Source organism: Spirillospora sp. CA-128828, assembly GCF_050945415.1.
Lineage (GTDB): Bacteria > Actinomycetota > Actinomycetes > Streptosporangiales > Streptosporangiaceae > Spirillospora.
Genome location: NZ_CP191986.1, coordinates 5,088,670 through 5,107,987, shown reverse-complemented (window position 1 = coordinate 5,107,987; position 19,318 = coordinate 5,088,670). Strand labels below are relative to the sequence as shown.

The 19,318-nt window shown below is 73.5% G+C and carries 14 protein-coding genes; 3 read left to right on the top strand and 11 right to left on the bottom strand.

Annotation, left to right across the window (positions count from 1 at the left end):
- Positions 1-32: 32 nt before the first annotated feature.
- The 10 genes from ACQPXG_RS25040 to tkt all read right to left on the bottom strand — a co-directional run bounded on the left by ACQPXG_RS25040 (position 33) and on the right by tkt (position 13,705).
- Positions 33-365, bottom strand: a complete 333-nt coding sequence (locus ACQPXG_RS25040; RefSeq protein WP_433461547.1) for a cupin domain-containing protein — start codon at positions 363-365, stop codon at positions 33-35.
- A gap of 45 nt (positions 366-410) precedes the next feature.
- Positions 411-1,619, bottom strand: a complete 1,209-nt coding sequence (locus tag ACQPXG_RS25035; RefSeq protein WP_433461546.1) for an Ig-like domain-containing protein — start codon at positions 1,617-1,619, stop codon at positions 411-413.
- Positions 1,620-1,777: 158 nt separating this feature from the next.
- Complete coding sequence (gene pgl, locus ACQPXG_RS25030) at positions 1,778-2,536, bottom strand: 6-phosphogluconolactonase (protein ID WP_433461545.1); 759 nt, start codon at positions 2,534-2,536, stop codon at positions 1,778-1,780.
- Positions 2,533-3,600, bottom strand: coding sequence for a glucose-6-phosphate dehydrogenase assembly protein OpcA (locus ACQPXG_RS25025; RefSeq protein WP_433461544.1), 1,068 nt, complete (start codon positions 3,598-3,600; stop codon positions 2,533-2,535). Before ACQPXG_RS25025 ends, pgl begins: the two co-directional genes overlap by 4 nt.
- Positions 3,601-3,620: 20 nt before the next feature.
- A complete protein-coding gene (gene zwf / locus ACQPXG_RS25020) occupies positions 3,621-5,147 on the bottom strand; it encodes a glucose-6-phosphate dehydrogenase (RefSeq protein WP_433461543.1) in 1,527 nt (508 codons plus the stop codon).
- Between the two features lie 130 nt (positions 5,148-5,277).
- Positions 5,278-6,894 carry a hypothetical protein gene (locus tag ACQPXG_RS25015; protein WP_433461542.1) on the bottom strand — a complete coding sequence of 539 codons (1,617 nt, stop codon included), beginning with the start codon at positions 6,892-6,894 and terminating at the stop codon, positions 5,278-5,280.
- Positions 6,891-8,582 (bottom strand): phosphoheptose isomerase, encoded by a 1,692-nt coding sequence (locus ACQPXG_RS25010; RefSeq protein ID WP_433461541.1) that lies wholly within the window; start codon positions 8,580-8,582, stop codon positions 6,891-6,893. Before ACQPXG_RS25010 ends, ACQPXG_RS25015 begins: the two co-directional genes overlap by 4 nt.
- A 138-nt stretch (positions 8,583-8,720) precedes the next feature.
- A complete protein-coding gene (locus tag ACQPXG_RS25005; RefSeq protein ID WP_433461540.1) occupies positions 8,721-10,376 on the bottom strand; it encodes a glucose-6-phosphate isomerase in 1,656 nt (551 codons plus the stop codon).
- Entirely contained in the window at positions 10,373-11,488 is a 1,116-nt protein-coding gene (tal, locus tag ACQPXG_RS25000) for a transaldolase (RefSeq protein ID WP_433461539.1), read from the bottom strand. The genes ACQPXG_RS25005 and tal overlap by 4 nt, the downstream gene beginning before the upstream one ends.
- A 90-nt stretch (positions 11,489-11,578) precedes the next feature.
- Positions 11,579-13,705 (bottom strand): transketolase, encoded by a 2,127-nt coding sequence (gene tkt / locus ACQPXG_RS24995; RefSeq protein ID WP_433461538.1) that lies wholly within the window; start codon positions 13,703-13,705, stop codon positions 11,579-11,581.
- Positions 13,706-14,242: 537 nt separating this feature from the next.
- Between tkt and ACQPXG_RS24990 the strand changes: the two genes are divergently transcribed.
- From ACQPXG_RS24990 to ACQPXG_RS24980, 3 genes are all read left to right on the top strand, one after another.
- Positions 14,243-15,232: a heme o synthase gene (locus tag ACQPXG_RS24990; RefSeq protein WP_433461537.1), complete on the top strand. Its 990-nt coding sequence runs from the start codon at positions 14,243-14,245 to the stop codon at positions 15,230-15,232.
- A gap of 82 nt (positions 15,233-15,314) precedes the next feature.
- On the top strand, positions 15,315-16,538 hold the full coding sequence (locus ACQPXG_RS24985; protein ID WP_433461536.1) for a PrsW family intramembrane metalloprotease: 1,224 nt from the start codon (positions 15,315-15,317) through the stop codon (positions 16,536-16,538).
- Positions 16,539-16,586: 48 nt separating this feature from the next.
- Positions 16,587-17,582: a COX15/CtaA family protein gene (locus ACQPXG_RS24980; RefSeq protein WP_433461535.1), complete on the top strand. Its 996-nt coding sequence runs from the start codon at positions 16,587-16,589 to the stop codon at positions 17,580-17,582.
- A gap of 8 nt (positions 17,583-17,590) precedes the next feature.
- On the opposite strand, the gene polX is transcribed toward ACQPXG_RS24980, so the two are convergent.
- Positions 17,591-19,309, bottom strand: a complete 1,719-nt coding sequence (gene polX, locus ACQPXG_RS24975) for a DNA polymerase/3'-5' exonuclease PolX (RefSeq protein ID WP_433461534.1) — start codon at positions 19,307-19,309, stop codon at positions 17,591-17,593.
- Between the last annotated feature and the right edge of the window lie 9 nt (positions 19,310-19,318).

Here is a 19,318-nt window from a genome sequence, read left to right as displayed (position 1 = left end):
GCGCTCCGGAGGGGAGGTGACGCCCGGAGTGGTCAGCCGGGCTTGGCGACGGTGAGCAGGACGGCGGCGTCCTCCACGGCCTCCAGGCTGTGCCGCGCATCCGGGACGATCAGCAGGTCGCCGGACATCCCGTCCCAGGAGTTCTCGCCCGACAGCAGCCGCACCCGCCCGCGCAGCACAAGGACCGTCGCCTCGCCGGGATTCTCGTGCTCGGCCAGCGTCGTCCCCGACGTCAGGGCGATGAGAGTCTGGCGCAGGACGTGCTCATGTCCGCCGTAGACGGTCTCGGCGCTGCGCCCGGTCGAGGCCGCGGCGGCGCGCTTCAGGTGGTCCCGTACCTGTGCGTCCAACGAGAGCTTCTGCATGCGGCCAAGTCTGCCAGTGACGCCGGGGACGGCACGTGAGCCGGGTCACTTGAGGGGCGTGCCCATGACCGGCTTGCCCGTCGCGCTGCCCTTCAGCCAGGCGTCCCACGACTTGGCCCACGGCGTCGGCCCGTTCCCGAACTGCAACTGCCGCGTGGTGCCCGTCACCTTCACGATGTCGCCGCGGTTGGTGAAGTTGTAGAACCACTTGGCGTCCGAAGGGGCCGCGTTCACGCATCCGTGGCTGACGTTGTCGTTGCCCTGCGCGTCGGTCGACCACGGGGCCGAGTGGACGAACGTCCCGCTGTAGGTGAGGCGGACGTTCCACTTGGTGGGAATCCGGTACTCGCCCGGGTCGCCGGTCGTGGCGGAGTCCATGACGATGTTCGCCGCCTTCTCCTGGGCGATCATCGTCCCGCTGTAACTGTCGTGGCCCGGCTTGCCGAGGCTGACCTTCATCGTCCGGACCGTCTTGCCGCCGTCGGTCACCGTCGCACGGTGCTTCTTGGCGTCGATGGTGGTGACGTGCCGCGGCCCCACGGTGAAGCTGACGCTGCGGTCCTTCGTCCCGTACATGCCCTCGCCGGCCTTCAGCCCCGCCAGGTGCGCGACGACCTTCACCTTCTGCCCGGACGGCCAGTACTCGTGCGGCCGGAAGTCGACCTCCTTGTCGCTGATCCAGTACCAGGCGCCCTCGACCGGCTTGGACATGCGGACCTCAAGGGCCTTCTCCACCGCCACCTTGCCGGCCTTGGTGCTGACGGGTTTGGACAGCAGCAACTGCACGGGCATGCCGACGCCGACGTTCTCGCCGTCCAGCGGCGACATGCCGCTCTCCAGCTTCTTCTTCGGTGTCAGCGTCGTGAACGTGGACGTCGTGGTGACCTGCTTGCCGCCGTCCCCGGTGCCCTGCGCGGTGACCGTGTACGTCGTGGACGGCCGCAGCGTCCACGACGACTTCCACGACTTCCCGTCCGGAGCGAGCGTGCCCTCCGCCTTGGTGTTCTTCTTGCCGTAGGTGAGGGTCACGCTGGTCAGCTTGCCGTTGCCGGCGGTGACGGTGACGGGCTTGTCGGGGGCGGCCTCCTTGGTGCCGGTCGTGGGGGTGATGGCCAGCTTCACGGCGTCGGCGGCCTTGCCGCCGCCGTCCCCGCCCTTGCCGCCGTCGCCGCCGCCGGACGAGCAGCCCGCGGCGGCGATCGCCACCGCCCCGAGAATCGCCGCACTCGCCGTCCCTGCCCGACCCTTGAGCACCAGAGAACTCCTCACGCTCGACGGGGGTAATCCCTTCGCCAGGGTATGCACGGTTCCCGGCAAAAGACCCAACATGCGCAACATTCCGCCGGTCCGCCAAGCGGACGGACCGGCTCCCATCGCTTCGGGAGCCGGTCCGTTCGTCGCGCGGTCCGGAGTCAGCCGGGCGGGAGCTCCGAGGCGGCGGCGCGGTCCAGCAGGAAGAGGGTCCGCCGCCGGCCGCGGGCCCCCGAGCACGGGGCCTGCGTGCGCGGCGTGTCCGGCGACAGCCCCAGCCGGACGGCCTTGGCCTTCGGCTCACCCGACGCCAGCAGCCACACCTCGTCCGCGGCCCGCAGTGACGGAAACGTCAGCGAGATCCGGGTCGGCGGCGGCTTCGGGGCGCCGTGCACCGCCACCACCGCGCCCTCGTCGTCCAGCGCCGGCATCTCCGGGAACAGCGACGCCACGTGCGCGTCCGGCCCCACGCCCAGCATCAGCACGTCGAATGCCGGCACCGGGCCCGCGTCCGGCGCGGCGGCCCGCAGTTCGGCGGCGTACCGCTCGGCCGCGGCCTCCGGGTCGTCACCGTCCGGCCCGTCCGTCGCCGGCATCGGATGCACCCGGGCCGGGTCGAGCGGTACGTGGTCGAGCAGCGCCGCCCGCGCCCCGGTCTCGTTGCGCTCCGGGTCGCCGGCGGGCAGGAAGCGCTCGTCGCCCCACCACACGTCGAGGCGGCCCCAGTCGATCGCGTCGCGCGCGCCGGTGGCGGCCAGCGCGGCGAGCACCGCGGTGCCGACCCCGCCGCCGGTCAGCACGACCGACGCCGACCCGCGCTCCGCCTGGGCGTCGGCGATCCGCGTCACGAGCCGCGCCGCGACGGCCTGGGCGAGGACGTCCTGGTCGCGGTGCACCAGCACCGCCGGCGGTGGAGTCACGCGTCCCCCGACTTGCCGCGCGGCCGCTTCGCCGGCCCGGACGACGACCGGGACCGGGACGGCTTGGCCGCCTCCTTCTTGGCGGGCGCGGTCTTCGCCGCGCCGGCCGTCGCCGACACCGGCTCGCTCGCCACGCCCGGCTTCTCCGACCCGCCCGCGAGGTCCTTGGCGAACCGCGCTGCGGCCTCGCGGTAGACCTCGTCGGGGTCGAGCCGCCGCAGCTCCTCGGCCAGCAGCTCGGCCATCGGGCGGCGCATCAGCGACACCTGCCGGTCGGGCTGGCCGGGGCGGCACAGCGTCGCGACCCGCCCGTCCGGGCGGTCGATGACGCTGTCGCCGCCGGTCGTCGCCAGCCGCACGCCGGTGATGCCGGGCCCCTCGGAGACCGTCCGGCCCACCGGGACGCCGAGCCGGATCGACAGCCATGCCGCCAGCAGCTCCGCGCTCGGGGAGTCCGGTTCGGCCATCACCTCGCCGGCCGTGACCTCGTCGTGGTCCTGGTCGAGTGCGGCGGCCAGCAGCGACCGCCACGAGGTCAGCCGGGTCCAGGTGAAGTCGGTGTCGCCCGGCCGGTATCCCTCGGCGAGCTGGGCGAGGGTGCCGAGCCGGTCGCGGGCCGCGTAGGAGTCGGTGACCCGGCGCTGCGCCAGCCGGCCGAGCGGGTCCTGGGCGGGCACCTTCGGCACCTTGCCGCCCGGCCACCACGTCACCACCGGGGTGTCGGGCATCAGCAGCGGCACGACGACCGAGTCGGCGTGCTCGGCGAGCGGCCCGTACATGCGCAGCAGCACCGTCTCGCCCGGGCCGGTCTCGCCCATCCGGATCTCGGCGTCCAGCCGCGAGGAGCTGCCGCGCGGATCGCGGGAGATGACGGTGAGCACCCGGCAGGGGTGCTCGCGCGCCGCCTCCGTCGCCGCGCGGACCGCGTCGTACTGCGCCGACTCGTCCGTCACGATGATCAGCGTGAGCACCATGCCGACGGCCGGGCCGCCCATCAGATGCCGGGACTGGGTCAGCGCGTCCTGGATCTTGCGGGTGGTCGTGCCGGTCAGATCGATGTTCATCTCTCAGAGCCTCTGTTCATCTAGAGCCGCCGCCAGGTGCGGCCGTCGCGCGCCATCAGCTCGTCGGCGCTGTCGGGTCCGTAGCCGCCGGACTTGTACTGGTCGAGACCGCCGCGGCTCGCCCAGTACTCCTCGATCGGGTCGAGGATCTTCCAGGACAGCTCGACCTCCTCCTGCCGCGGGAACAGCGGCGGGTCGCCGATCAGCACGTCCAGCAGCAGCCGCTCGTAGGCCTCCGGCGAGGCCTCGGTGAACGACTCGCCGTAGGCGAAGTCCATGTTGACGTCGCGGATCTCCATCGAGGTGCCGGGCACCTTCGAGCCGAACCGGACCGTGATGCCCTCGTCCGGCTGCACCCGCATCACCAGCGCGTTCTGCCCGAGCTCCTCGGTGTCGGTGTGCGAGAACGGCAGGTGCGGCGCCTGCTGGAACACCATCGCCACCTCCGTCACCCGGCGGCTGAGCCGCTTGCCCGTGCGCAGGTAGAACGGGACGCCCGCCCAGCGGCGGTTGTCGATCTCCAGCTTGACCGCGGCGTAGGTCTCGGTGCGGGAGTCGGCCGGAATGCCGTCCTCCTCCAGGTAGCCCCGGACGTTCACGCCGCCCTGCCAGCCCGACGCGTACTGGCCCCGCGCGGTGGACTCGGCGAGGTCGCCGGCCACCCGCACCGAGGAGAGGATCTTGGCCTTCTCCGCGCGGACGGCGTCGGCGCGGAACGACGTCGGCTCCTCCATCGCGGTCAGCGCCAGCAGCTGCAGCAGATGGTTCTGGATGACGTCGCGGGCGGCCCCGATGCCGTCGTAGTACCCGGCGCGGCCGCCGATCCCGATGTCCTCGGCCATCGTGATCTGCACGTGGTCGACGAACGAGCGGTTCCAGATCGGCTCGAACATCGTGTTGGCGAACCGCAGCGCCAGGATGTTCTGCACCGTCTCCTTGCCGAGGTAGTGGTCGATCCGGAAGATCGACTCCTCGGGGAAGACGCGGTGCACGGTGTCGTTCAGCTCCAGGGCGGTCTTCAGGTCGCGGCCGAACGGCTTCTCGATGACGACGCGCCGCCAGGAGCCCTCCTTGCGGTCGGCGAGGCCGCTGCGCTGCAGCTGCTCCACCACCTGGGGGAACGCCTTCGGGGGGATCGACAGGTAGAACGCGTAGTTGCCGCCGGTGCCGCGGCTGTCGTCCAGCTCCTTGACCGCCATCGACAGCGCGTCGAACGCGCCCGGGTCGCCGAACTCGCCGGGGACGAAGTGCATCCCCTCCGACAGGTGCGTCCACACGTCCTCGCGGAACGGGGTCCGCGCGTGCGCCTTCACCGCCTCGTAGGCGATCTGGCGGAAGTCCTCGTTCTCCCAGTCGCGCCGGGCGAAGCCCACCAGGGAGAAGCCCGGCGGCAGCAGCCCCCGGTTCGCCAGGTCGTAGATCGCCGGGAGGAGCTTCTTGCGCGACAGGTCCCCGGTGACCCCGAACAGCACGAGCACGCACGGCCCGGCCACCCGCGGCAGGCGCTTGTCCCGCGGGTCGCGGAGCGGATTGGCTGTGTTGGTCACGTGGCCCCCTCTGATCGCACTGCGCCTTCTTCGATTACTGCTGCAAGCATCCTGCCCCAACTCGTATCGCGGGCCTCAACCGGGAGTCGCCCCCTGTCCGGCCACGGTTTCCAGCCCCCGGCGGGGGCTCTCATCTCTCTCCTCTGGCGCAGTCGAGCAGCCGGGTGAGCCCCGCCCAGCGGTTCTGCAGATGCAGCCGCACCACCGGGCGGCCCGCCGCCCGCGCGTCGCGGGCGTCCCCGAGCGCCCGCGCGAGCTGCAGCATGCCGAGCCGGTGGTGGCGGCCCGGGACCGGCACGTCGCGGACGACGTTCCCGGTCACCAACAGGTATACGCCCGCATCCGGATGATCATTCCCGATCGCAGGCGGCGGCGCGCTCCAGCCGAGCTTGACCGGGCGGCCGCAGCGGGCGGCGAGCAGCGCGGCCAGCCGGCGCACCTGCGCGCCCTGGCCGCGTGCCTCGTCGGGGTCCAGGTAGGCGAGGACCGCGAGGTGCTCCTCCGGGCCGACCCGGGCGGCCAGCGCGTCCAGCAGTTCGGTGAGGCCGGACGTGTCCGCGAGCGCCGGGACCGTCGTGTGCACCTCGACGGCCCGGCCGTGGTCGCCGTCGGCGAACAGCGGCTCGCCCGTCCCGTCGTCCAGGGTCATCGGCGCGGGACGTGCCACCGGGGCCAGCGGATCGGCCTCCAGCAGGTAGGACGCGACGGCGGCGGCGTACTCCCACACGACGAGCTGCGCGGCGAGCGGCCCGGCGACGGTGGCGTCGTCCTGGTGGGGGCGGCCGTCGAACGTCACCAGGAACAGATCGTCGGCGGGGACCAGCGGCAGCCCGCCGTCCTGGACGATCGGCGTCAGCCGGCCGTGGGTCGTCTCGTCGAGCAGCAGCGACACCCAGCGGGCGATGCCCGGCAGTGCCGCCGGGTAGCCGCCGAGCACGGCCGTCCGCCGCCCGGCGCGGACGGCGCCGCCGAGGATGGCGCCGAGGACGAGGCCCGGGTTGTTCTCCGGCCGGGTCAGCGACGGCAGTACCGCGGTGGCCTCGTCCAGCAGCGTCGCCATGTCGGCGCCGGCGAGCGCGGCGGGCACCAGCGCGTAGGGGGACAGCGCGCCGAACGCCGTGGCGGCCGGCGCCTCCACCAGCGGGTGCCCCTCCTCCGTCGCCTGCTTGGCGGCCGCCGCGCGCGGCTCGGCGACCGTGACGAACCGCCGTGCGACCCCGGCGGGGGACAGGCCGCGGTCCCGCAGCGCCTCCGCGAACACCCGGCGGAGCGTCTCGGTGCCCGGGTCGTCCCCGGTGACCACGACCATCGTCCGGTCCAGCCGTTCCGGGTCCTCCCGGATGCGCAGCAGCGGCCCCGGCTCCGGGCCGTCCAGGACGAGGAGCGGCGCGCCGTCCCCGTCCGGCCCGGCGAGGCGGTGCGCCCGGGCGATCAGCTCGGCGGCGCGGGCCGGGGCGCCGCCGCCGAGCAGCACGACGTCGGTCAGCCCGTCCTCGCGGGCCTGCGCGCGCAGCTCTCCGGCACGGTCCAGCACCGCGCGGCCGGGCCCCGGCTGGCCCGGCCAGCACAGCGGGCGGCCCTCCACCCCGGCGGTGGCGGCCGACGGCCACAGCGACGCGTCCTCGGAGGCGAGCCGGACCGGCACCTGGTCGATCCACAGCCGGCCGAGCACCCGCTCGGCGTCCTCCTTGAGCGGCCCGCGGGCGGTGATGGCCGTCTCCCCCGAGACGACGGCGGTGAAGCTCACGGTCTGCGCGCCCCCGCCACCGCGCGGACCGCCTCGGTCAGCCGGCCCACGCCCTCGACCGGGTCGCGCAGGTGCAGCCGGATCACCGGCAGCCTCCGCTCGCGGAGCGCCCGCAGCTCGCCGAGGGCACGCGCGATCTGCAGCTTCGCCAGGCTGTAGGGGCGGCCGGGGACGGGATGCGCCGCGAGCTCGTCCCCCGGTGCCGGGTCGCCGGTGATGATCAGGAACGCGCCGTTGCCCGGGCCGTCCTTGTGCACCGGCCCGGTCGCGTGCGGGTAGCCGGGTCCCGGCCCGTAGGCGACGGGGCGCCCCGACGCGCGCGCCAGCGACGGCGCGAGGTAGCGGCCGGAGAAGTCGCCCGACAGGTACGTCATCACCGACAGGTAGCCGTCGGACGGCACCGAGGCGACCAGCCCGCCGAGGACGGTCTGCAGCTCGGCGCCGGGCGGCCAGGGGAAGTCGGCGTGCACCTCGATGCCGTCCTCGACGTACACCGGCCGCTCCGCCGTCAGCGGGCCGCCGCCGGCCGTGCGCAGCAGCGTCGCCGCGTCGTCCTCGGCCTCCTGCACGACCGTGCTGCCCGCCTCGAACGGGTTCACGCCGAGCAGCCAGCCGGCCACCGCGGTCGCGTACTCCCACAGCAGGAACTGCGCGCCGAGCGGCGCCCACACGGAGGTGTCGGACTCGTCCTGAGCCGCCGACCGCGGGTTGATCGAGACGCCGTGCACGTCGGGGAAGTCGCCGCGCCCGCCGGGCGGCTCGAACGCCAGCACGCCGCGGCCCCGCTTGCCGGTGCCGACCGCGAGCAGCTGGGAGATCCAGGCGCTCAGGGCGCCCGGGCCGCCCGGCTCCCGCAGCAGGACCTTGTCGCGGGCGAGCCCGCCCGGGCCCTGCTGCGCGCAGCCGCCGAGGACCGCGCCGAGCAGCAGCCCCGGGTTGTCCTCGTCCTTGGCCAGCGACGGCACCAGCGACGCCGCCTCGTCCAGCAGCCGGTCGGCGTCCGCGCCCGCCAGCACGGCCGGGACGAGCCCGTACGCCGACAGGGCGCCGTAGTGGCCGGGCAGGTACGGGTCGGTCAGCCCGATCCGGTAGCCGCACTGCCGGGCGAAGTCGTGCAGCGGGCTGCCGTGGTCGGTGACGACCAGGAACCGGCTCGCGATCTCCCGCTCCGACAGGCCCCGCTCGCGGAATGCCGCCGAGAAGATCCGGCGGTAGGCGTCGCCCTCCAGGGACACGCCCGCCTTGCTGGCCAGCACGACCAGCGTGCGGTCGAGCCGCTCCATCGCGAACGCGAGCGCCGCGGTGTCGCCGCCGTCCAGCACGGTCAGCTCGCCGGCCGGCCGCTCGGGCCCGGCGGCGCCGCCGGCGGCGCCGGCCAGCGCGGGCGTCTGCGCCTCCATCACGGCCTGCGCCGCGAGGCTCTCCGCGCCGACGCCGATCAGCACGATGTGGTCGAGGCCCGAGTACCGGGCCTCCGAGACCAGGCCGCCCAGCTGGTTCAGCAGCCCGCGGGAGGCGAACGGCAGATCGAGCCAGCCGAGCCGGCTGTGGTCGACCGCCCGCCGCCCCCACAGCCGGGGGTCCTTGGCGGCCAGCGCGCCGGGGACGCCGCAGCTGACGAGGTAGTCCCTCGCCTGCAACGCCGAGTCGAGCACGTCGCCGCGCGTCAGTACGTCGAATCCGGACACCGTTACCCTCCCGCCCCCCATCGTTTCAGGAGAGAAAGGGCATTCGCGACCATCTCCATCGATCTTCTTGGTCGCGTCCCGGATCCGGCCGGTCGCCCTGCGTCGGGAGGGCGGCCCGGCCGGTCCGGCGGGTGCCGCTCAGCCGAGCGCCGCGGTGAGCTGCGCGAGGCCCTCCGCGCGGTCGCGCAGATGGAGCCGGAAGGCGGGACGGCCGAGCGAACGCAGCACCCGCAGGTCGCCGAACGCCTGGGCGAGCTGCAGTTCGCCCAGGCTGTAGGGCCGTCCGGGCACCGCGACGTCGCCGGCGGCGGCACCGGTGATCTGCAGGAACGCCCCCTTCGCCGGTCCGCCCTTGTGGTACTGGCCGGCCGTGTGCAGGTAGCGCGGCCCCCAGCCGAACGTCACCGGAGCCGGATGCCGGCGGACCTTGGCGCCGCGCGCCGCCAGCAGTGGACGCAGCCCGGCCGCCGCGGCGTCCGCGGACCGGTCGAGGTAGGCGAGGACGGCCAGGTAGCCGCCGTCCTCGACGCCCTCCAGGATCGTCCCCAGCGCCTCGGTCAGCGTCTGCGCCCCGCCCAGCGCGTCCTCCGGGGTGTGCAGCTCGACCGCGCCCTCGACGAGTTCGGGCGGCCGCCGCACGACCGTCGGCGCCGTGCCCTCCTCCGACCGCAGCAGCGCCGCCGTGCTCTCCCGCGACTGGCCGGTGTCCGGCTCGGCGAACGGGTCGACCCCGATCACCCGGCACGCCACCGCGACCGCGTACTCCCACAGCAGGAACTGCGCGCCGAGCGGCCCGGCGACGCTCACCCCGGCCTCGCGCCCGGGACCGGGCTCGTCCGGGCGGCGGCCGAGGATGATCCGCCGCAGGTCGTCGGTCAGCTCGAAGCCGGGGGAGTCGACGCCCTCCACCACGACCGGCAGCATGCCCTTGCCGTCCTTGCCCATCGCCCCGGCGACCAGCTGCTCCGCCCATGCGGCGAAGCTGGCCAGGCCGGAGCCGAGGTCGGCGATCACCAGCTTGTCGCGGGGACCGAGCGCCGACGAGCCCAGCGCCGCGCCGAACGCCAGCGCCGGGTTGTCGTAGGGCTGTCGCAGCGCCGCCGCGAGCCGGGACGCCTCCTCCAGCACGGCGTCGATGTCCACGCCCGCGAGCGCGGCCGGCACCAGCGCCCGCGCGCCGAGCGCGCCGAACCGGTCGTCGACGTCGGGTTCGGCCAGGACGAGATGGTGGCCGACCTCACGGGCCGCCTGGGCGAGCTGGGAGTCCTCCTCAGCGACGACGACGAACCGGCGCGCCAGTTCCGCGCCGCTCAGCCCCGCCTCGGAGAACGCCCGCCCGAAGACGCGGCGCAGCGACTCCGCCTCGACGCCGTCGTCCGCCACGACCACGAGCGTCCGGTCCAGGTCCCCGGCCAGGACGCCGGACACCTCGTGCGGATCGGTCGTGTCGAGGACGACGAGATCGCGCCCGGCCGTCCGGCACATGGCCTCGGCGGCCAGCGCCGTCCCCCCGGAGGCGACCAGCACGATCCGGTCGAGGCCGGCGTCGCGGGCGTCGGCCGCGGGCCCGGCCAGCCGGTCCCGCAGATACCGCGAGGTCTCCGGCAGGCCGAGCCAGCCGAGCCGGCGGGCGGCGAGCGGGGCCGCGTCGGGCCCCCACAGCTTGGCGTTCCGGGACGCCAGCGCGCCCGGTACGCCGTCGGAGACGAGACGGTCCAGGACCGTCTCGCTCTCGTCGACGACGACGCCGCGGATGGTGACCGAGATCCCCCCGGCGGTCACCACCGAGGTCACGCGCCGGCCCTCTTCGCCTCCAGCTCGCCGGTGATGGAGTCGAGCATCTCCTTCCAGGAGACCGCGAACTTCTCCACGCCCTCGTCTTCCAGCACCTTGACGACGTCGTCGTAGTCGACGCCCGCCTCCTTCAGCGCCGCCATGTGCGCGCGGGCGTCGTCGTAGGCGTCCCGCACGGTGTCGCCGCGGACCTCGCCGTGGTCGGCGACCGCGTCCAGCGTCGCCTCCGGCATCGTGTTGACGATCCCCGGCGCGACCAGCTCGACGACGTACAGGGTGTCGGGGAGGTCCGGGTCCTTCACGCCGGTCGAGGCCCACAGCGGCCGCTGGGGACGGGCCCCGGCGTCCTTCAGCGCCTTCCACCGGTCCGTGCCGAACTTCTCCTCGTACAGCGCGTACGCGAGCCGGGCGTTGGCGAGGCCCGCCTTGGAGCGCAGCGCCTTCGCCTCGTCCGTGCCGATCTTGTCGAGCCGCTTGTCGATCTCGGTGTCCACCCGGCTGACGAAGAAGGACGCCACCGACGCGAGCTTCGACACGTCGTGGCCGTTCGCCCGCGCCTGCTCCAGGCCGGCGAAGAACGCGTCGATGACCGCGCCGTAGCGCTCCAGCGAGAAGATCAGCGTCACGTTCACGCTGATGCCCTCCGCGAGCGCCGCCGTGATCGCCGGCAGGCCCTCCTTCGTCGCGGGGATCTTGATGAACAGGTTGGGCCGGTCCACCAGCCACCACAGCGCCCGCGCCTCCGCGACCGTCCTGCGGGTGTCGAGGGCGAGCCGCGGGTCGACCTCGATCGACACGCGGCCGTCCAGGCCCTCCGTCCGGTCGTACACCGGCCGCAGCACGTCGCAGCCCCAGCGGATGTCGTAGGTGGTGATGGCGCGGGACGCCTCCTCGACGTCCACGCCGCGCACCGCCAGGTCGCGGACCTGCTCGTCGTAGGCGTTCCCCTTGCTCAGCGCCTTGGCGAAGATCGTCGGGTTGGACGTGACGCCGACGACGTGCCGGTCCTTGACGAGCTCCTCCAGGTTGCCGGTCCGCAGCCGCTCCCTGCTGATGTCGTCCAGCCAGATCGAAACGCCCTCGTCGGAGAGCTTCTTCAGAATGCCGCTCATCGCTTTCTCCTCGTCTTCACCGTTGCGCCGGGGGCCGGGGCCGGCGGAGCTCCGGGCGCGCGGGGCTCCGCCGGCCGCACGGGCTCGTTGTCAGTTGCCGGTCGTCTCGCCGCGCCCGGCGTGCTTCACGCTCGCCTTGATCAGGCTGGCCTTCGCCGCCGCCACCACACGCTCGGACGTGAGGCCGAACTGCAGGAACAGCGTCTTGTAGTCGGCGGAGGCGCCGAAGTGCTCCAGGCTCACCGACTCGCCGGCGTCGCCGACGTAGGTGCGCCAGCCGAGCGCGATCCCGGCCTCCACCGACACGCGGGCGCGCACCCCCGGCGGGAGGACCTCCTGCCGGTAGGCGTCGGTCTGCTGCTCGAACCACTCCACGCAGGGCATCGACACGACACGGGTCGGGGTGCCCTCGGACTGCAGCGTCTCCCGGGCCTCCAGCGCCAGCTGCACCTCGCTGCCCGTCGCGATGATGATCACGTCGGGCTGCCCGCCCTCGGCGTCCGCCAGCACGTATCCGCCCTTGGCGACGCCCTCCGCGGACGCGAGGTCGCCGCCGCGGTCCAGCGTCGGCAGCTTCTGCCGGGTCAGCGCGAGGCCCGCCGGGCGGTCGGTGTGCCGCAGGACGGTCCGCCAAGCGACCGCCGTCTCGTTGGCGTCCGCCGGGCGGACGACGTCCAGGCCCGGGATCGCCCGCAGCGCCCACAGGTGCTCGACGGGCTGGTGCGTCGGGCCGTCCTCGCCGAGGCCGATCGAGTCGTGCGTCCACACGAAGGTGACCGGCAGCTTCATCAGCGCCGCCAGCCGGACCGCCGGGCGCATGTAGTCGCTGAAGATCAGGAACGTGCCGCCGTACGGACGGGTGCCGCCGTGCAGCGCGATGCCGTTGCAGATCGAGGCCATCGCGTGCTCGCGGACGCCGAAGTGCAGCGTCCGGCCGTAGCGGTGGCCGGGGAACTCCTTGGTCTGGAACTCCTCCGGGATGAAGGACGGCTCGCCCTTCATCGTCGTGTTGTTGCTCTCCGCGAGGTCGGCCGAGCCGCCCCACAGCTCCGGCAGCACCGGCGCCAGCGCCGCCAGCACCTCACCGGACGCCGCACGGGTCGCGATGTCCTTGCCGGGCTCGAACTCGGGCAGCGCTCCGTCCCAGCCGGCCGGGAGCGTGCGGGACGAGATCCGGTCGAACGCGGCGGCCCGCTCCGGGTTCGCCGCGCGCCACGCCTCGAACGTCTTCTTCCACCCGGAGTGGTCGGCGCGGCCCCGCTCGCAGACCTGCCGGGCGTGGGCCAGCACGTCCTCGGGGACGTGGAAGCTCTCGGCCGGGTCCATGCCGAGGATCCGCTTGGTCGCGGCGACCTCGTCGGCGCCGAGCGCCGACCCGTGGACCTTGCCGGTGTTCTTCTTGTTCGGCGCCGGCCAGCCGATGATGGTCCGCAGCGCGATGAAGGACGGCCGGGACGTCTCCGCCTTCGCCGCCTCGAACGCGGCCGCGAGCGCGGCGACGTTCTCCTCGTAGTCGCCGTTCTCGGTCCAGTCGACGTGGTGGACGTCCCAGCCGTACGCCGCGTAGCGGGCCCGCACGTCCTCCGACAGCGCGATCGCGGTGTCGTCCTCGATCGAGATGTGGTTGTCGTCGTAGAGCAGGACCAGGTTCCCGAGCCGCTGGTGGGCGGCCAGCGCGCTCGCCTCGTGGCTGATGCCCTCCTCGATGTCGCCGTCGGACGCGAACGCCCAGATGGTGTGGTCGAAGGGGGACTCGCCCTGCGGCGCGTCGGGGTCGAAGAGGCCGCGCTCGCGGCGCGCCGCCATCGCCATGCCCACCGCGTTCGCGATGCCCTGCCCGAGCGGCCCGGTGGTCGTCTCCACACCCGCCGTGTGCCCGTGCTCCGGGTGGCCGGGGGTCAGGCTGCCCCACTTGCGCAGCGCCTTCAGGTCTTCGAGCGTCATCGGGTAGCCCGACAGGTACAGCTGGATGTACAGGGTCAGGCTGGAGTGTCCGCAGGACAGCACGAACCTGTCCCGTCCGGCCCAGTGCGGGTCCGTCGGGTCGTGCCGCAGGAACCGCTGGAAGAGAAGGTAGGCGGCGGGCGCGAGGCTCATCGCCGTCCCGGGGTGGCCGGAGCCGGCCTCCTCGACCGCGTCCATGGCGAGGGCGCGGATCACGTCCACCGCGCGCCGGTCCTGGTCGGACCATTCAAACGTGCTGTTGTCCCTGCTCACGGAACGCCAGGCTCCTCTCGAACCGGTGTGAGAACCACTCTGTGATGTTGTGCGCCGGAGGCCCTGCAGGCAATAACGTCCGGCGGCGTGGCGTCTCTTCCCCCGTGGCCCTGCGGCCGCCCGTCCGCGGCCCGCGAAGATCATGCCGCGCTCATCGCGAGCCTATCGCGCGGGGGGCCGCCGCAGGCGGGAGCGGGGCGCCGGACGCCGCGCTCCAGGGTCCCGGGCGCGTCGCCGCTTCAAGCACCCTTGCCCGAAGGCCCGGCGGGCTAACCCCCTCGCAAGGGGGATCCGGCGGGTGATCCGGGTGAGCCCGGACACGGCGCGAGACGGGGCCGCGCGCCCCGGCACGGCGCGTCCGGCGACCCGGTGCGCGACCTCCGGAGGGGGCGGACTACAGTGATTGCGCGGCTGACGGCAGCGGCCGCGGGCAAGACGACCGAAGCCGAAGTCGAACCACGCCGAGGCCCGCCAGGATCGTGCGGCACCGCCGAGGTGGTACCGATTTCTCATCCCTAGTCAGACGTGGACCCGATTGTGACGGTGCTCAGTAACAAGCGCGGGATCGAGCTCGACGAGCAGGTGCCGGACATACCGGTGACCCAGCTCGTGCCGGTGCCCGCCGGGCGGGCCGCCCGCCGGACGCTCGGCGCCAGTGTGCGCGCCTACGTGGCGCTGACCAAGCCGCGCGTGATCGAGCTGCTCTTGATCACCACCATCCCGGTGATGTTCCTCGCGGCCGAGGGCGTCCCCCCGCTGTCCACCGTGCTGCTGACGCTGGCGTTCGGCACCATGTCCGCCGGCGCCGCCAACGCGATCAACTGCTACATCGACCGCGACATCGACGCCAAGATGCGCCGCACCCGGCGCCGCCCGCTGGCCCGCCACCAGGTCACCCCGGCCCGCGCCCTGATCTTCGGGGTGACGCTCGCCGCGCTGTCCACGGCCGGGTTCCTGCTCACGGTCAACCCCGTCGCCGCGGCCGGCTCGCTGTTCGCGATCCTGTTCTACGTCTTCGTGTACTCGCTGCTGCTCAAGCGGCGCACCTCGCAGAACGTCGTGTGGGGCGGCATCGCCGGGTGCATGCCCGTCCTCATCGGCTGGTCCGCCATCACGGGGGACGTCGCCTGGACGCCGTTCGTCCTGTTCGGCGTCGTCTTCCTCTGGACGCCGCCGCACACGTGGACGCTCGCGATGCGCTACCGCGAGGACTACGCCGTCGCCAAGGTCCCGATGCTGCCGGTCGTCGCCACCGAGCGCCGCGTCGTCACCGAGAGCCTCGTCTACACCTACGCGACCGTCGCCTGCTCGCTGCTGCTGTGGCCCGTCGCCGGGATGGGCCCGGTGTACGGGGCCGTCGCCGTGGTGCTGGGCCTGGTCTTCCTCGCCGAGGGGCACCGGCTGCTGAAGGCGGTGCGCGCCGGGGTGACCGGCGTCCACCTCCGGCCGATGCGGTTCTTCCACCTGTCCAACGTCTACCTGGCGCTGCTGTTCACCGCCGTGGCGGTCGACCCGCTCCTGCACTGACCCCGGCGGGGCGTGCGGGCGGCGGCCTTCCGCGGCGACCGCGCTTTAGCGATCGGCACGACCTGCCGTTACGCTTCGCGCTATGGCGCGAATGGACCCCAAAGCGGTGCTCGAAGGCCGCATTCCCGGCAGGCCCCCGGTCGGCCTGATCCTCGGCATGACGGTGTCCGGGCTGTGCGCCGTGGTCGCGCTCGGCGCGGACGCCGTGCTCGGCGGGGCCGGCTTCTGGGTGGGGCTGGTCCTCGCCATCCTGCCGATCCCGGTGCTGATCGCCCTCGCTCTCACCCTCGACCGGCTGGAGCCCGAGCCGCCGCGCGCCCTCGCCTTCTCGTTCATGTGGGGCGCGGGCGTCGCCGTGCTCGGCGCCCTCGTGCTCAACACGGCCGGGCTGCTGTACGTGACCGTGCCGATCTTCGGTGAGACGGAGGGCCACTTCGTCAGCGCCACCTTCGGCGCGCCCCTCATCGAGGAGACGCTGAAGGGCGCGGTCCTGTTCGGCCTGCTCTGGTTCCGCCGCAACGAGATCGACGGCTTCGCCGACGGCATCATCTACGCCGCCATGGTCGGCCTCGGCTTCGCCATGATGGAGAACGTCACCTACTACATGCGGGCGTTCGAGGACGGCGGCGCCCAGCAGCTCCAGGCGGTGTTCATCCTGCGCGGCCTGATCGCGCCGTTCAGCCACCCGCTGTTCACCTCGATGACCGGGCTCGGCGTCGCCTACGCCGCCACCCACCGGCGCGGCCAGATCCTCGCTCCGCTCGCCGGGCTGCTCGGCGCCATGATCCTGCACGGGCTGTGGAACGGCGCCGCGTCGTTCGGGCTCGGCGGCCTCGGCGTCGTCTACCTGCTGGACTTCTGCGTCCTGGTCACGCTGATCGTCATCGTGTTCGTCGAGCGCCGGCACACCGTCCGCCGCATCGAGACGTACCTGCCGATGTACGCCGGGACGGGGCTCGTGACGCCGCAGGACGTGCGGATGCTGCGCTCCATCCCGTCCCGCCGGGCCGCCCGCCGCTGGGCCCGCAGGGTCGGCGGCGCGCCCGCCGGCCGTGCCATGGGCGACTACCAGCTCGCCGCGACCGAGCTGGCGCTGCTGCACAAGCGCGCCGACCGGGGCGTCGCCGACCAGGGCTGGTTCGTCGCCCGCCGCGACGCGCTGCTCGGCCTCATGTCGATGGCCCGGCAGGCGTTCCTGCGCACCCCGCCGCGTCCCGGTGCGTACCGGCCGGCCGGCCCGCCGTGGGCGGGACAGGGCCCGTCCGGATTCATGCCGCCGCAGCCGCCCGGCCCGTACGGGGGGTAACCGGGGGCCGGGTCACGGCCCCGGGGACCCGCCCATACGATTGATGCCGTGGCAGAGCGACAGTCGTCCAACCTCCTCGTCCGGACCTGGAACGCCGTGTGGCGTCCGACCCCCGGATCGCTGCGGCTGCTCGCGCTCCTCGGCGTCATCGGCAACGTGGTGATCGTCGTCAGCGGCGGTGCCGTGCGCGTCACCGAGTCCGGTCTCGGCTGCCCCGAATGGCCGCGCTGCTCCGGCGACAGCCTGGTGCCCACCCGCAACCCCGAGCACCACGTGCTCAACATGTCGATCGAGTTCGGCAACCGGCTGATCACCTTCGTGGTGCTCGGCATCGGCGTCCTCGTGTTCGTCGCGGCGCTGCGGCTGCGCCCGCGCCGCCGCAGCCTGGTCCGGTGGGCGCTGGCCCAGCCGATGAGCGTGGTCGCGCAGGCGGTCATCGGCGGCATCGTCGTGCTGACCAAGCTGCACCCGGCCGCCGTCTCGCTGCACTTCCTGGTCTCGCCCGCGCTGCTCGTGTTCTGCGTGGCCCTGTGGATCCGGGCGGGCGAGGGCGACGAGGCGCCCCGGTACCTCGCCGGGCCCTGGACACGCCGGCTCGCGGCCGCCCTCCTGGTCTCCTGCGCCGCCGTCCTCGTCGCGGGCACCGTCGTCACCGGAACGGGTCCGCATGCGGGCGACACCGAGTCCCGCCGCTACGGCTTCGACATCACCGACGTCGCCCGCGTCCACGGCGAGCTGGCATGGCTCACGATCGCGCTGACGGTGATCGCCATCGTCGTCCTGCACCGCACGGGAGCCCCCGCCGCCGCGCGCCGCCGCGCCCACGAGCTGGCCGGCCTCATCGTCGTCCAGGGCGCCATCGGCTACGCGCAGTACTTCCTGGGCGTCCCCGCCGGGCTGGTGCTCCTGCACATGCTCGGCGCGGTGCTCATGTGGATCGCGGCGTTCCGCCTCTTCTTCGCGCTCCGCGACCGAGGCCCCGTTCCCGCCGTGGAACCGGCCCCGGCCGCCCCGCGTGCGGCCGAGGCGCCGCAGCCCGCCTGACCCGCGCCTCAGCCCTTGCGGAGGAACGCGCGCAGGCGGTCCAGCGGCCAGGTGTTGATGACGTCGTCGGGGGTCAGCCAGCCCCGCTGGGCCGTTCCGACGCCGTAGCGGATGTTGCGGTGGTGCCCCACGGAGTGGGCGTCGGTGTCGATGGAGAACTTCACGCCGAGGCGCTTCGCCCGCCGGATCAGGTCGGCGGGCAGGTCCAGGCGGTCGGGGAAGGAGTCGATCTCCATCGCGGTGCCGGTGCGGGCGGCCGCGCGGAACACCTCGTCCCAGTCGGCGTCCACTGGCGGACGGCGGCCGATGCTACGGGCCGTGGGGTGGCCGATCACATGGACGTGCGGGTTCTCGCACGCCCGGACGAGCCGCCGGGTCATGTCCTCCTCGTCCTGCGTGAAGTGGGAGTGGACGGAGGCGACGCAGATGTCGAAGCCGGAGAGGAAGCCGGCGTCCCAGTCGACCTCGCCGTCCGGGTCGATGTTGAGCTCGGTGCCGTGGAGGAGCCTGAGGCCCGGATGGCGCTTCTGCAGTTCGGCGACCTGCTCGCGCTGGGCGAGCATCTTCTCGTCGGTCATCCGCTGCATGAACAGGTTCGGCGCGTGATCGGTGATCGCGTAGTACTCCAGCCCGCGCGCCTGCGCGGCGGCGACCATGTCCTCCAGTGACGCGACGCCGTCGGTCAGGTCGGTGTGGCTGTGCAGGTCGCCGCGCAGGTCGTCGACGGTGACGAGGCGGGGAAGCTCGTCCTTGAGGGCCGCCTCGATCTCGCCGGCGTCCTCCCGGAGGGCCGGGTGCACCCACGGGAGGCCGAGCCGCTCGTACACCTCCTCCTCGGTCTCCGAAACGATCAGCTCGTTCGACTCGGCGTCGAACAGCCCGTACTCGGAGAGCTTGAGGCCCGCCTTCACGGCGATCTCGCGGGTGCGGATGTTGTGCGCCTGCGAACCGGTGAAGTACTGCAGCGCCGCGCCCCACGACTCGGGCGGGACGACCCGCAGGTCGACCTGGAGGCCCTTGGCGGTGCGGATCGAGGTCTTCTTGTCGCCGCCCGCGATGACCTCGGCGACGAACGGGAGGGCTGTGAACGCCTCCATGATCGGGTGGGGGTCGCGGGACGCGGCGAGGACGTCGACATCGCCGATCGTCTCGCGCATGCGGCGCAGCGAGCCGGCGTGCGCGCAGCGCTCCACCTGCGGCAGCGCGGAGAGGGCCGCGACGATCTCGTCGGCGACGTTCGCGGCGGCGTCGACCAGAACGCGCTCCCCGGAGCTCTGCATCAGCTCGATGCCGCGGAGGATGTTCTCCTCGGTCTTGGCGCCGAAGCCCTTGAGGCCGCGCAGCCGCCCTTCCTTGATCGCCGTGCCCAGCTCGTCCACCGACGAGATCCCGAGCTCCTCGTAGACGGCCAGGGCCTTCTTCGGGCCGAGGGTCGGGATGGCGGTGAGGGCGCGCACCCCGGCGGGGATCTGCGTGCGCAGCTCCTCCACCTGCCTGATCGTGCCGGTGGCGGTGTAGTCGAGGACCTTCTTGGCGATCGCCTCGCCCACCGTCGGGATCTTGCGGAGCCCGGCCAGGTCGAGATCGGCGATGTCGTCGGGGTGTCCCGCGATCGCCCGCGCCGCCTTCTCGTACGCCCTGATCTTGAAGGCGTCGCCGCCGGTGATGGACAGCAGGTCCGCCAGTTCCTGGATGAGGGCCGCAGCCTCGTCGTTCGCCCGTGCCATGAGGCGAGT